At 61.6% G+C, this 12,171-nt stretch carries 14 protein-coding genes and 1 tRNA gene; 9 read left to right on the top strand and 6 right to left on the bottom strand.

Annotated elements, in window-relative coordinates; translation table 11 throughout:
* Nucleotides 1–70 precede the first annotated feature (70 nt).
* The 3 genes from ACLM42_RS10270 to ACLM42_RS10260 form a co-directional block, all read right to left on the bottom strand.
* Nucleotides 71–271, bottom strand: coding sequence for a hypothetical protein (locus ACLM42_RS10270; protein WP_010314552.1), 201 nt, complete (start codon nucleotides 269–271; stop codon nucleotides 71–73).
* Between the two features lie 103 nt (nucleotides 272–374).
* Nucleotides 375–536 (bottom strand): PCP reductase family protein, encoded by a 162-nt coding sequence (locus tag ACLM42_RS10265; RefSeq protein WP_247909511.1) that lies wholly within the window; start codon nucleotides 534–536, stop codon nucleotides 375–377.
* A 32-nt stretch (nucleotides 537–568) separates the two neighbouring features.
* Nucleotides 569–641: transfer RNA gene (locus ACLM42_RS10260), tRNA-Ala, on the bottom strand.
* Between the two features lie 54 nt (nucleotides 642–695).
* Between ACLM42_RS10260 and ACLM42_RS10255 the strand changes: the two genes are divergently transcribed.
* Entirely contained in the window at nucleotides 696–911 is a 216-nt protein-coding gene (locus ACLM42_RS10255) for a DUF2555 domain-containing protein (RefSeq protein ID WP_415398989.1), read from the top strand.
* Nucleotides 901–2,154, top strand: a complete 1,254-nt coding sequence (gene coaBC, locus ACLM42_RS10250; protein ID WP_415398988.1) for a bifunctional phosphopantothenoylcysteine decarboxylase/phosphopantothenate--cysteine ligase CoaBC — start codon at nucleotides 901–903, stop codon at nucleotides 2,152–2,154. Before ACLM42_RS10255 ends, coaBC begins: the two co-directional genes overlap by 11 nt.
* Here the strand turns inward: coaBC and ACLM42_RS10245 are convergent.
* Nucleotides 2,137–2,475, bottom strand: a complete 339-nt coding sequence (locus ACLM42_RS10245; protein WP_415398987.1) for a hypothetical protein — start codon at nucleotides 2,473–2,475, stop codon at nucleotides 2,137–2,139. The genes coaBC and ACLM42_RS10245 overlap by 18 nt on opposite strands.
* A gap of 142 nt (nucleotides 2,476–2,617) precedes the next feature.
* Between ACLM42_RS10245 and ACLM42_RS10240 the strand changes: the two genes are divergently transcribed.
* From ACLM42_RS10240 to ACLM42_RS10220, 5 genes are all read left to right on the top strand, one after another.
* Entirely contained in the window at nucleotides 2,618–3,436 is an 819-nt protein-coding gene (locus ACLM42_RS10240) for a photosystem II manganese-stabilizing polypeptide (protein ID WP_415398986.1), read from the top strand.
* A gap of 111 nt (nucleotides 3,437–3,547) precedes the next feature.
* On the top strand, nucleotides 3,548–4,717 hold the full coding sequence (sat, locus tag ACLM42_RS10235) for a sulfate adenylyltransferase (protein WP_415398985.1): 1,170 nt from the start codon (nucleotides 3,548–3,550) through the stop codon (nucleotides 4,715–4,717).
* A 49-nt stretch (nucleotides 4,718–4,766) separates the two neighbouring features.
* Nucleotides 4,767–6,611, top strand: coding sequence for an ATP-dependent zinc metalloprotease FtsH (gene ftsH3, locus ACLM42_RS10230; RefSeq protein ID WP_247909506.1), 1,845 nt, complete (start codon nucleotides 4,767–4,769; stop codon nucleotides 6,609–6,611).
* A complete protein-coding gene (locus ACLM42_RS10225) occupies nucleotides 6,586–7,284 on the top strand; it encodes a bifunctional 4-hydroxy-2-oxoglutarate aldolase/2-dehydro-3-deoxy-phosphogluconate aldolase (protein WP_415398984.1) in 699 nt (232 codons plus the stop codon). Before ftsH3 ends, ACLM42_RS10225 begins: the two co-directional genes overlap by 26 nt.
* 39 nt (nucleotides 7,285–7,323) lie before the next feature.
* Nucleotides 7,324–7,992, top strand: a complete 669-nt coding sequence (locus ACLM42_RS10220; RefSeq protein WP_415398983.1) for a hypothetical protein — start codon at nucleotides 7,324–7,326, stop codon at nucleotides 7,990–7,992.
* 7 nt (nucleotides 7,993–7,999) lie between these two features.
* On the opposite strand, the gene aroC is transcribed toward ACLM42_RS10220, so the two are convergent.
* Entirely contained in the window at nucleotides 8,000–9,088 is a 1,089-nt protein-coding gene (aroC, locus tag ACLM42_RS10215; RefSeq protein ID WP_247909503.1) for a chorismate synthase, read from the bottom strand.
* A gap of 70 nt (nucleotides 9,089–9,158) precedes the next feature.
* Here aroC and ACLM42_RS10210 point away from each other — a divergent pair, with 70 nt between their 5' ends.
* Together ACLM42_RS10210 and nth are read left to right on the top strand one after the other, a co-directional pair.
* Nucleotides 9,159–10,070: an SMP-30/gluconolactonase/LRE family protein gene (locus ACLM42_RS10210; RefSeq protein ID WP_415398982.1), complete on the top strand. Its 912-nt coding sequence runs from the start codon at nucleotides 9,159–9,161 to the stop codon at nucleotides 10,068–10,070.
* Nucleotides 10,071–10,158: 88 nt separating this feature from the next.
* A complete protein-coding gene (nth, locus tag ACLM42_RS10205) occupies nucleotides 10,159–10,812 on the top strand; it encodes an endonuclease III (RefSeq protein WP_415398981.1) in 654 nt (217 codons plus the stop codon).
* A gap of 131 nt (nucleotides 10,813–10,943) precedes the next feature.
* On the opposite strand, the gene psbA is transcribed toward nth, so the two are convergent.
* Nucleotides 10,944–12,023 (bottom strand): photosystem II q(b) protein, encoded by a 1,080-nt coding sequence (psbA, locus tag ACLM42_RS10200; RefSeq protein WP_247909500.1) that lies wholly within the window; start codon nucleotides 12,021–12,023, stop codon nucleotides 10,944–10,946.
* Between the last annotated feature and the right edge of the window lie 148 nt (nucleotides 12,024–12,171).

Below are 12,171 nucleotides of genomic sequence, written 5' to 3'. Positions count from 1 at the left end.
GTTGGTTGAGGTTTACCGCAGGGGCATTAAAAAAGCCCGGGTTTCCCCGGGCTGAGCAGATCAGCTGATTTCAGCTATCGGCGTCTTTGGCTTTGCGGCTGCCCTTGCCTTCCAGTAATTCCAGCAGCGCTTCCATCTGGGCCATCACCCCACGCACCTCGCCTGCTTCAGGGAGCAGACCGTCTTCCATGACGCCTTGATGCATCTCGCGCAGTTCTTGGCGGATGTAACGCAGGTGGCTCACCACTTGCTCGCGCTTCGACTGCGACATGAGCGGGAAAGGTCTCGAAAGCTAAACCCTTTTACCCCATCGCCCTTTAGCAGAGACCGGGCCGCAGCCAGCACGCAAAACCCCACAAGGGTTCAAGGGCGGCTTACTTCTGGCCGAATTTGGCCTTGGCGTCGTCAAAAAAGGCTTCGTCGATCAGATCTAAGCCGGCCTCAGTGGCCATTGCTTCGATGCGCTTGCGTACGGCTGGACGCACAAAAAAAGGGATCTCCTTGAGTTTGACCTCTGCTTCTGGTTTCCAGTTCATGGCCAGATCCGTGCAGGGATTTCAAGGGTGGATGGAGAATAGGGGACTCGAACCCCTGACCTCTGCGGTGCGATCGCAGCGCTCTACCAGCTGAGCTAATTCCCCCAAAGACCAGGAAGGATCCTTGTCCTGGCCAGAACTTATCAGTCCTCAATGGCCATGACCGATTCCGCCTCCATCACCCCTGAGTTGATCGCTGCGCAGACCGAGGCCTCGATGGAGGAATTGGGGCGTCGTCTGGATGACGATGACTACCCCACCCCCTTTGCGGCGTTGAACGATTGGCACCTGCTGCGGGCGATTGCCATTCACCGTCCGGAGCTGGCGCGTCCCTACGTGCACTTGGTCGATCAAGAACCTTTTGATGAGGACTGAGCCCCTGGCCGATCCCCTCAAGGGACGTCGTGTGCTGGTGGGGATCAGCGGCAGCATTGCTGCGGTCAAGCTCCCACTGGTGGTCAGTGCTCTGGCGAAGCGCGGGGCAGAGGTGCGTTGCGTCTTGACCCCCAGCGCCGCGCAGCTGGTCAGTCCGGTCGCGCTTGCGAGCCTGAGTCGTCAGCGCTGCTACCTCGACGCGGACCAGTGGAGCCACACCGCCGCTCGCCCCCTGCATGTGGAACTGGCGGAGTGGGCAGAGCTGGTGCTGTTGGCTCCGCTCTCGGCCACCAGCCTGGGGCGTTGGGTCTATGGGCTCGGGGACACCCTCTTGGCGTCAGTGTTGCTGGCCACCGAAGCTCCGGTGTTGGCGGCTGCGGCCATGAACACCGCCATGTGGAGTTCCCCTGGGGTTCTCCGCAATTGGCAAACCCTTCAGCATTTCGAGCGGGTGTTGCCTTTGGGGCCCGCTGAAGGCCTGCTGGCCTGTGACCGGGAAGGGGCCGGGCGCATGGCCGAGCCCGCGTCGTTACTGCTCGCGCTGGAGTCCCTCGCGACCTGGGGGTGGCAGCGCGATTGGACAGGACGCCGCCTGCTGGTGAGCGCTGGGCCGACGCGGGAGTGGTTGGATCCAGCCCGCTGCGTGAGTAATCCCAGTACCGGGCGCATGGGGGTCTTACTTGCTCAGGCTGCGCGTCTACGCGGCGCTGAGGTGGATTTGGTGCATGGGCCCCTCCAGGTCGAGCCGGCCTGGCTTGAGGGTGTGCACTGCCATCCGATTGAGACCGGAGCCGAGCTTCAGGAGTGTCTTGAGGAGCTCCAGCCCCAGGCCAGTGCCATTGCCATGTCCGCGGCAGTCGCTGACCACCGTCCCAAGCAGTGCTTCAGTCACAAGCCCGATAAGCAGGCCCTCGCGCTCGCGATGGAGGCGGGCTGGGAGCCTGTGCCCGATCTCCTGCGTGCTCTGGTGGATCGTCGCCCCGCAGGCCAGGTGATCCTGGGTTTCGCAGCCCACACCGGTGATGTGCTCCCGCAGGCGCAAGCCAAGCTGGCGCGCAAAGGGTGTGATTTGCTCTTCGCCAACCCGATTGATGCGCCAGGGGCCGGTTTTGGCAGCCTGTCCAACGAGGGTTGGATCCTCGGCCCCGGTGCGGCAGTCGAGCGTGTTCAGCCGGCCAGCAAGCTCGCCCTGGCCCATCGGCTGCTCAGTGCACTGGCTGCCTCTTCAGGCGGCCAGGGCTGAGTCGTCGTCGTTCTGCAGCAGGTCCATGAAGGTCCTCAGCTGAAGCCTGGGGATGTAGGGCCAGCCGCCGCTCTTTTCCATGCCTTTCAACAAATTGAAGAGCTCTCCGCGATCGGACGGGAGGCTTGAGCGGAAGGCCCCGTCCTGGATCGTCCGATGCAGTTCCTCCAGGCGACGGAGCAGCAGCAGCAGGGCCTGGGCTTCTCCATCAACCTCGGCGGCCAGCTCCTCCAGGCTCTCCAGCTCTGAACTCAGCCGGGCCTCCCAGTCGCCTCGGACCAAGCTGTCGTCGATCTGGGAGGTGGTGCAGGCGTCGCTCATACAGGGATTAATTCAGCCGCTCTCGCATACAGGTTGTTGAGAGCCGCGACATGGTACGCGGAATGGGCGTTTTGCACCGGTAGTATCCCGATCGGGCGTACCCCATCCCTGAGGTTTTCCCCGCCAGACCGGTTTCTCCCCCATGCGTTTCCGTCCTTTGCTGGCCGTCGTGCTGGCCCTTTGTTTGACCCTTGTGACTGCTTGCAGCGGCGCAAAGGCTGTTGATCGGGCCGATCTGACCTACGACGACATCCACAACACCGGTCTGGCTAATGATTGCCCGACCCTCCCGGATTCCGCCCGCGGCTCCATCCCCCTCGACAGCAACACCAAGTACCTGCTGCGCGAGGTCTGCATGCACCCGGCTGAGGTTTATGTGAAGGGCGAGCCCGCCAACAAGCGTCAGGAGGCCCAGTTTGTGGCCACCAAGATTCTGACTCGCTTCACCACCAGCCTTGATCAGGTCTATGGCGACCTGGCGGTGACCGGCAACGGCATCAACTTCAAGGAGATGGGCGGCATCGACTTCCAGATCGTGACCGTGCTGCTGCCCGGTGGTGAGGAGGTGCCCTTCACCTTCTCCTCGAAGGAGCTCGACGCCACCGCTGACGGCACCGCCATCAGCACCAGCACCGACCTCAATGGCGCTTATCGCGTTCCCAGCTACCGCACCTCCAACTTCCTGGATCCCAAGGGCCGTGCGCTGACCACTGGCGTTCAGTACGCCCAAGGCCTGATCGCTCTGAACGGTCAGGACGACGAGCTGGCCCGTGAGAACAGCAAGCGCTACATCGACGGCACCGGTGAGATGAACCTCTCGATCACCAAGGTGGATGCTTCCACCGGTGAGTTCGCCGGCGTCTTCACCGCTGTTCAGCCCTCTGACACCGACATGGGCAGCCATGACCCCGTCGACGTCAAGATCGTTGGCCAGCTCTACGGCCGCCTCGAGAAGGCCTGATCCCTCTCCGGACTCAGAACGCTTGATGAGGGGGCTCTTCGGAGCCCTCTTTTTTATGGCTTCTCGGGTGCTCTGGGAGAATCGCCGGAATTGGATCCACTCCGCGCCGCCATGACCACCGCAGCTGCAGCACCCCGTCAGGGTTTGATCGCTCCCCACGGCGGAACCCTCGTGGACCTGCGGGTGCCTGCGGAGCAGCGCGAGGCGGTCAAGGCCGGCGTGGACCACGTGGTCGAGTGCTCCGACCGCAATGCCTGTGACGTTGAGCTGCTGATGGTGGGTGGCTTCTCGCCCCTGCGCGGCTTCATGCACCAGGACGACTACCTCTCGGTGGTCGAGAAGAACCGCACCACTAGCGGCCTCCTTTTCGGTCTACCGATCGTGATGGACACCGATCGCGACGACATCGCCGTCGGCCAGAAGCTGCTGCTGACCTACCGCGGTCAAGAGCTGGCCGTGATGACCGTTGAGAGCAAGTGGGAGCCCGACAAGGCCCGTGAGGCCGTGGGCTGCTACGGCACGTCCTCTCTGGAGCACCCGGCGGTGAAGATGATCGCCACCGAGCGCGGTCGCTTCTACCTGGGCGGTTCGATTCAAGGCCTGGAGCTGCCCGAGCGCGTCTTCCCCTGTAAGACCCCCGCTGAGGTGCGCGCGAACCTGCCCGAGGGCCAGGACGTGGTGGCCTTCCAGTGCCGCAACCCCATCCACCGTGCGCACTACGAGCTCTTCACTCGGGCCCTGGATGCCACCAATGTGAGCGACCAAGGTGTCGTGTTGGTGCACCCCACCTGCGGCCCCACCCAGGACGACGACATCCCCGGCGCTGTTCGCTTCCAGACCTATGAGCGCCTGGCCGCTGAAGTGAACAACCCCCGCATCCGCTGGGCGTATCTCCCCTACTCGATGCACATGGCTGGACCCCGTGAGGCGTTGCAGCACATGATCATCCGCAAGAACTACGGCTGCACCCACTTCATCATCGGCCGCGACATGGCCGGCTGTAAGTCCTCCATCAGCGGTGAAGACTTTTACGGCGCATACCAGGCTCAGGACTTCGCCCGCGAGAACGCTCCTGAACTGGGGATGGAGACCGTTCCGTCCTTGAACCTCGTCTACACCGAGGAAGAGGGCTACGTGACCGCCGAGCATGCTGACGCCCGCGGCCTGCACGTCAGGAAGCTGAGTGGCACCCAGTTCCGCCAGATGCTGCGCGGGGGCGAAGAAATTCCCGAATGGTTCGCTTTCAAGAGCGTTGTCGAGGTTCTGCGCTCAGCTGCCTGAGTCCGGTTAACATTCCTTAATCACTGTCCTCGATCGAGCGGAGAACCAAGTGAAGAAGCGCTGGCGCAATGCAGGGCTTTACGTCCTATTAGCCGTAGTGGTGATCGCCGTGGGTACGGCGTTCCTGGATCGTCCTGATCCCGCCAATGCGCCACGCACCCTGCGCTACAGCGACTTCGTTGAAGCCGTTGAAGCCAATGAGGTGTCCCGGGTCCTGATTGCTCCTGATCGGGGCACCGCCCAAGTGGTGGAAAACGACGGTCAGCGTGCCGTTGTCAACCTTGCCCCTGACAAGGATCTGCTCAAGCTCCTGGAAGGCCATAAGGTCGACATCGCTGTTGAGCCTTCCCGTCAGCCCCAGGCTTGGCAGCAAGCCGTGGGTTCCCTGATTTTCCCCCTGCTTCTGCTGGGTGGCCTCTTCTTCCTGCTCCGCCGCGCCCAGGGCGGTGGCGGGAACCCCGCCATGAACTTCGGCAAGAGCAAGGCCCGGGTTCAGATGGAGCCCGAGACCCAAGTCACCTTCGGTGATGTTGCCGGCATCGAAGGCGCCAAGCTCGAGTTGACCGAGGTCGTCGACTTCCTCAAGAACCCCGATCGCTTCACCGCAGTCGGCGCCAAGATCCCCAAGGGTGTTCTGTTAGTGGGCCCTCCGGGCACCGGTAAAACCCTGCTGGCCAAGGCTGTTGCAGGCGAAGCTGGGGTTCCCTTCTTCTCGATCTCCGGTTCGGAGTTCGTCGAGATGTTCGTCGGTGTTGGCGCCAGCCGCGTCCGTGACCTGTTTGAGCAGGCCAAGAAGAACGCCCCTTGCATCGTCTTCATTGACGAGATCGACGCCGTGGGTCGTCAGCGCGGCGCTGGCCTCGGCGGCGGCAATGACGAGCGCGAGCAAACCCTCAACCAGCTCCTCACGGAGATGGATGGCTTTGAGGGCAATACCGGAATCATCATCGTTGCGGCAACCAACCGCCCTGACGTGTTGGATGCGGCGCTGATGCGTCCCGGCCGTTTTGATCGCCAGGTGGTGGTGGATCGCCCCGATTACGCCGGTCGTCTTCAGATCCTTGGCGTCCATGCCCGCGGCAAAACGCTCTCCAAGGACGTCGATCTCGACAAGATCGCTCGCCGTACCCCCGGTTACACCGGTGCTGATCTCGCCAACCTTCTGAACGAGGCCGCAATCCTTGCCGCTCGCCGTCAGCTCACCGAAGTCTCGATGGACGAAGTGAATGATGCGATTGAGCGGGTCATGGCTGGTCCTGAGAAGAAGGATCGGGTGATGAGTGAGAAGCGCAAGCGCCTCGTGGCTTATCACGAAGCGGGACATGCTCTGGTCGGTGCCTTGATGCCTGACTACGACCCCGTGCAGAAGATTTCGATCATTCCCCGCGGCAACGCCGGTGGTCTGACCTTCTTCACCCCCAGTGAAGAGCGCATGGAATCGGGCCTGTACTCCCGTGCCTATCTGCATAACCAGATGGCCGTTGCTCTTGGCGGCCGAGTTGCCGAAGAAATCGTCTACGGCGAAGACGAAGTCACCACGGGTGCTTCCAACGACCTCCAGCAGGTCGCTCGAGTTGCCCGTCAAATGGTGACTCGCTTTGGCATGAGTGATCGTCTCGGTCCGGTCGCCCTGGGTCGCAGCCAAGGCGGTATGTTCCTCGGCCGTGACATTGCCTCGGAGCGTGACTTCTCCGAGGACACCGCCGCCGCCATCGATGAAGAGGTGAGTCTGCTGGTGGCCGAGGCTTACAAGCGGGCGACTGCGGTTCTCAATGGCAATCGCAGCGTGCTCGATGAGCTCGCCGAGATGCTGGTGGAGCGGGAGACCGTCGATGCTGAGGATCTTCAAGAGCTGTTGATCCGAAGCGATGTGCGCGTCGCCGAATACGTCTGAGGTCCTCCCCTCAGATCCTTCTGGTCTCCTGAAGGGATTGCACCGCCAGCCTGTGCTGGCGGTGCTTCGTGTGTCTGAGCTCCGTTCGGCTCAAGAGCAGCTGAGCCAACTGGTTGATGCCGGGCTGCGCCACGTCGAGTTGGCCGTGACGCTGACACCCGCCTGGGTGGAGCTTGCGGTTGACCTGCGTCAGCGCTTTCCCGCGCTTCGCCTCGGTGCTGCCTCGGTCCGTTGTCTCCAGGGCTTGGCCGCAGCAGAAGAAGCCGGTCTGGACTACGTGGTGTCCCCGATCCTTGAGCCTCAACTTTTGGCTCAAGCCCAGCAGGACGGCATCACCCTGGTCCCCGGTGTGTACACCCCATCGGAAGTGGCGAAGGCCCAGGCTCTCGGGGCGCCAGCGGTGAAGCTCTTCCCGGCCAGCAGTGTGGGCCCGAGCTATTGGTCTTCGCTTGCAGGTCCCCTGTCGCCATTGCCTTACTGCATTGCGGCTGGTGGGTTGTCAGCCATGGATGCACGGCTCTGGTTTGAGTCCGGTGTGGATGCAGTTGCCCTGGGGGGCAGCTTGTTTAAGACGTCTCTGGCTCCGCACGAACCGCCTCGATTGCGCCCTGGATTGACCGCATTGCTCGCATGGCTCGAAGAGCGAGCCGATGGCCGCTTGTTGTCAGATTGAGACCAGAGTGTTACTCATGAGATAGACGTCTTTCGATCTATGTCTCAACTCACCATCAAGTTGAGCGATAAAGCTGATGCTCTGATCGCTCAGCTCCAAAAGGAGATCTTCAATCGCCGCCGCAAGAAAGTCACCGCAGCCGGGGTTGTCGAGACCCTGGTTGAAAGCGGTGCCAAGTCGCAATCCGACAAGCGCTTCGCGACCTCCTGGAAAAACCTCATTTCCGATATTGAGAAAGCGGCCAAGCTCGCCAACGCCCATGGCGCCAAGCCTGGGAATCTCTCGGATGCGGAATGGGCACTGATCCTGAGCCATCGCAGCCGCAGCAGCATCAGCAAGGCAGCTCCGAAGAAAGCGGCCCCCAAGAAGGCCTCAGCTAAAAAAGCATCGCCAACCACCACCAAGCGGGCCGCCGTGAAGGCCAAGCCAGCCGCCAAGACCACCGCTGTCAAGAAAGCTGCCCCCAAGAAAGCAGCGAGTACTGCGGCTAAGGCGAAGGCCAAGCCGGCAGCAGCAGCTAAACCCAAGGTTGCGCCGAAGGCCAAGCCAGTCGCGAAGAAAGCCGCACGCAACCCGGTGAAGAAGACCGGAGTGACCCGAGCTGGCGGTTCAGTGGCAAAGCGGATGGCGAAAGCGGTCGGCCGTTTGGGCGGGGCACCCTCCACCAATGGCAGTAACGGAGCCGCTCAGCTGACCAGCTTGCGTTGACTCGTTCTCACCAGAGGCTGCACTGACCCTGCTGCCGCAGGAGGTGGTCAGCCAGTACGAGGGCGACCATCGCTTCAACCATCGGCACGGCCCTGGGCAACACGCAGGGGTCGTGCCGACCTTTTGCTTCCAGGGTCGTGGCTTCACCGAGAGCGTTGATCGTTTGCTGAGCCTTTCGAATCGTCGCTGTCGGCTTGAAGGCCACGCGAATCACGATGGCTTCGCCGTTGCTGATTCCCCCTTGAATCCCACCGGAGTTGTTGGTGGCGGTGTGCAGGGTGCCATCACCGGTGGGCAGGAATGCATCGTTGTGTTCGCTGCCCTTCAGCAAGGTTCCGGCAAAACCAGAGCCAATCTCAAAGCCCTTGGTGGCCGGCAGTGACATCACCGCTTTTGCCAGATCCGCCTCGAGTTTGTCGAAGACGGGCATCCCCAACCCGGCGGGAACACCGCGGACCACACACTCGATGACTCCGCCGCAGGAATCCCCTTCGCGGCCAATCGCTTCGATGCGCTCGATCATCTGCTCTGCCACAGCGGGATCGGGGCAGCGCACGATGTTGCGTTCCACGGCATCCAGGGTCACTGCGGCGGGATCGACTTGCGCTTCGATGTCATGAATCCGCTTGACCCAAGCCACGACTTCGGTGCCGTGGGCTTTGCTTAGGAGCTGTTTGGCAATGGCACCGGCGGCCACGCGGCCAATCGTCTCCCTGGCGGAGGCGCGTCCGCCGCCGCTGCGGGCCTGGATCCCGTATTTGGCTTGGTAGGTGGCGTCGGCGTGGGAGGGGCGGAAAGCCACCTCCATCTCCTTGTAGTCCTGCGGCCGCTGATCCTTGTTGCGCACCACCATGGCGATCGGGGTGCCGAGGGTGACCCCATCGAGCAGACCACTCAGGATTTCGACTCGGTCGTCTTCCTTGCGGGGGGTGGTGATTTTGCTTTGACCTGGCTTGCGCCGATCCAAGTCGCTCTGGATCGCCTCCAGGTCGAGTTCCAATCGCGGCGGACAGCCCTCCACGATCACGCCAACACCACCACCGTGGGATTCCCCGAAGGTGCTGATGCGGAAGAGGTCGCCGAAGCTGCTGCCCATAACAAGCTCACGATCCCACGAGCGTAAAGAGTCGAAGGCAGGCCCATACTGACCAAAAGCAGTGGCGTGGATGGCTCCGCCTTCCCTGGATGGGGCTGACCTCGAGATAGAAGTCCGTCCTGTTCTTCAGGCTCGTGCTGGCTTGGCAGAGGGCCCCCACTGGTGGCAGGAGAAGCATCGACTCGTTTGGGTTGATATTGAGGCTTCCACCATCGGCTTGTTGGATCCCACCACAGGCCGCAATCGTGACCTGTTCATCGGTAGTCATGTGGGATGTGCGGTCCCAACGGCTGGCGGGGATCTTCTGGCGGCCACGGCGACAGGGTTCTTGCGCGTTGATCCCAGCAACGGCGACTTGACTCCCCTGCATCACCCTGAGCAGTACAAGCCTGGGAATCGTTTTAACGATGGCAAGTGCGATCCCTGGGGTCACTTCTGGGCAGGCACGATGGCCTACGACTTTTCAGCTGGAGCTGGAGCGTTATGGCGTTTGGGAACGTCTGGCCATAGCCACTGTGCTTTGGACAATCTCAGCATCTCCAACGGATTGGCATGGAGCTTGGATCGCCGTTGGTTGTACCTGATCGACTCCCCCACCCTTCAGGTCATGCGCATTCCGTTGGCGCCTGATGGGCATCTCGCTGGAGCCGCGTCATGTTGCATTGAGATCCCTGCTTCGTGGAACTGCTTGCCAGACGGCATGACCATTGACGACCAGGGAATGCTGTGGATCGCTCTCTTTGGCGGTGGTGCCGTAACCCGTTGGAATCCTGCTAGTGGCGAACATCTCGCCACCTTGCGGTTGCCCTGCCAGCAGGTTACGTCGTGTTGTTTTGGTGGCCCAGCGATGGATCAGCTGTTCATCACCACGGCCCGCCGCAATTTGACGGAAGCAGAACTAAAGCAGCAGCCCTTGGCGGGGAGTCTGTTTGTTGCAGAGCCGGGGGTTTCCGGTGTTCCCGCAAGATCGTTTGCCGGTTGAATCCTTCTGCCTTTTCTGGTCTGCTTGCAGCAGGCGGCAGCGCTGCATCGCCACGGATTAGCGTCGCGGCCTTCAAGAGACCAATTGGGTGAGAAAAGAGGAGCGAGCGGCGCTGATCATGCAGCGCCTCGAGGAGCACTACCCCGAAACTCCCGTCCCCCTGGATCACAGCGATGCCTTCACGCTGTTGATCGCGGTGCTGCTCAGTGCCCAGTGCACCGACAAAAAGGTCAATGAAGTCACTCCTGCTCTCTTTGCCGCAGGACCCAATCCTGCGGCGATGGCACAGCTGGAGGAGCAAGAGATCCTTGGTTGTATTCGTCAGCTGGGGTTAGCCAAAACCAAGGCAAAGAATGTCAAGCGCCTCGCTGAGTTGCTCCTGGAGCGCCATGACGGTGAGGTGCCCAGCAGTTTTAAGGCCCTTGAAGCCCTCCCTGGCGTTGGCCACAAGACCGCCAGTGTGGTCATGGCCCAAGCCTTTGGTGTGCCGGCCTTTCCTGTTGATACCCATATCCATCGTTTGGCGCAGCGCTGGGGCTTGAGCAGTGGCCAGAGCGTCGCCCGCACCGAAACAGACCTCAAGCGTCTCTTCCCCAAATCCGCCTGGAACAAGCTGCACCTGCAGATCATTTTCTACGGGCGGGAGTTCTGCACGGCCCGCGGTTGTGATGGACGTGTCTGCCCCTTGTGCCAAGAGCTTTATCCCAACCGCCGTAAGCCCGTTCACTGGAATAAGGCGTAGCACTCCTGGCACATTGGCTCCAATGGTTGTCCCATTGGCAACAACAAAAAGCCCCCACCTTTTGGTGGGGGCTTCTGATTCAACCGTCCTCGAGGTTCGAGTAGAAGCTGAATCGTTTTTGGGGTTCAGCCTCAGCCGATGGCGGGAGCTTGCAGAGCCACAGGAGTGGACTCAGCAGCAGCCAGGTCGAGGGGGAAGTTGTGAGCGTTGCGCTCGTGCATCACTTCCATACCGAGGTTGGCGCGGTTCAGCACGTCAGCCCAGGTGTTCAGCACACGACCCTGGGAATCCAGGATCGACTGGTTGAAGTTGAAGCCGTTCAGGTTGAACGCCATGGTGCTCACGCCCAGGGCGGTGAACCAGATGCCAACCACAGGCCAGGCAGCCAGGAAGAAGTGCAGGCTGCGGCTGTTGTTGAAGGAGGCGTATTGGAAGATCAGGCGACCGAAGTAACCGTGGGCAGCCACGATGTTGTAGGTCTCTTCCTCTTGGCCGAACTTGTAGCCGTAGTTCTGGGACTCGCTCTCGGTGGTTTCACGCACCAGGGAGGAGGTCACCAGGGAGCCGTGCATGGCGGAGAACAGGGAACCACCGAAGACACCAGCCACACCAAGCATGTGGAAGGGGTGCATCAGGATGTTGTGCTCAGCCTGGAACACCAGCATGTAGTTGAAGGTGCCGGAGATGCCGAGGGGCATGGCGTCCGAGAAGGAGCCCTGACCGAAGGGATACACCAGGAACACAGCGGAAGCAGCAGCCACGGGTGCGCTGTAAGCAACGCAGATCCAGGGGCGCATGCCGAGGCGGTAGGAGAGTTCCCACTCACGACCCATGTAGGCGTAGATGCCGATGAGGAAGTGGAAAACAACCAGCTGGAAAGGACCGCCGTTGTACAGCCACTCGTCGAGGCTGGCAGCTTCCCAGATGGGATAGAAGTGCAGACCAATGGCGTTGCTGCTGGGGATAACAGCGCCAGAGATGATGTTGTTGCCGTAGATCAGGGAGCCGGCAACAGGCTCACGGATGCCGTCGATGTCGACGGGGGGTGCTGCCACGAAGGCAACGATGAAGCAGATGGTGGCGGCCAGCAGGCAGGGAATCATCAGAACGCCGAACCAACCCACATAGAGGCGGTTGTCGGTGCTGGTGACCCACTCGCAGAACTGGTTCCACGCAGAAGCGCCTTGGCGCTGCTGGATGGTGGTCGTCATGAGTACGGGAAAGAAAGGCCTCGCGCGAACGCTTGGCGGTCAGGGAAGGACAGGTCGGTAACCCGCCCTGCCATCGCCAATGTAACGGGTTTTTGCGCCACATTGCGACGCGTAACGCGTTCTCAGGCTCGCCGCGCCCCCAGCCCTG

The sequence above is a fragment of the Synechococcus sp. W4D4 genome, from assembly GCF_047716805.1.
Classification (GTDB): domain Bacteria; phylum Cyanobacteriota; class Cyanobacteriia; order PCC-6307; family Cyanobiaceae; genus Vulcanococcus.
The sequence above is the reverse complement of the archived record's forward strand: the minus strand, read 5'-3'. Positions and strand labels throughout refer to the sequence as shown.

Excerpts from the sequence above, each read along its gene's own strand:
- ACLM42_RS10270 (WP_010314552.1), bottom strand. The coding sequence starts at position 271 with ATGTCGCAGTCGAAGCGCGAGCAAGTGGTGAGCCACCTGCGTTACATC.
- ACLM42_RS10265 (WP_247909511.1), bottom strand. The coding sequence starts at position 536 with ATGAACTGGAAACCAGAAGCAGAGGTCAAACTCAAGGAGATCCCTTTT.
- ACLM42_RS10255 (WP_415398989.1), top strand. The coding sequence starts at position 696 with ATGACCGATTCCGCCTCCATCACCCCTGAGTTGATCGCTGCGCAGACC.
- coaBC (WP_415398988.1), top strand. The coding sequence starts at position 901 with ATGAGGACTGAGCCCCTGGCCGATCCCCTCAAGGGACGTCGTGTGCTG.
- ACLM42_RS10245 (WP_415398987.1), bottom strand. The coding sequence starts at position 2,475 with ATGAGCGACGCCTGCACCACCTCCCAGATCGACGACAGCTTGGTCCGA.
- ACLM42_RS10240 (WP_415398986.1), top strand. The coding sequence starts at position 2,618 with ATGCGTTTCCGTCCTTTGCTGGCCGTCGTGCTGGCCCTTTGTTTGACC.
- sat (WP_415398985.1), top strand. The coding sequence starts at position 3,548 with ATGACCACCGCAGCTGCAGCACCCCGTCAGGGTTTGATCGCTCCCCAC.
- ACLM42_RS10225 (WP_415398984.1), top strand. The coding sequence starts at position 6,586 with ATGTGCGCGTCGCCGAATACGTCTGAGGTCCTCCCCTCAGATCCTTCT.
- ACLM42_RS10220 (WP_415398983.1), top strand. The coding sequence starts at position 7,324 with ATGTCTCAACTCACCATCAAGTTGAGCGATAAAGCTGATGCTCTGATC.
- aroC (WP_247909503.1), bottom strand. The coding sequence starts at position 9,088 with ATGGGCAGCAGCTTCGGCGACCTCTTCCGCATCAGCACCTTCGGGGAA.
- ACLM42_RS10210 (WP_415398982.1), top strand. The coding sequence starts at position 9,159 with ATGGCTCCGCCTTCCCTGGATGGGGCTGACCTCGAGATAGAAGTCCGT.
- psbA (WP_247909500.1), bottom strand. The coding sequence starts at position 12,023 with ATGACGACCACCATCCAGCAGCGCCAAGGCGCTTCTGCGTGGAACCAG.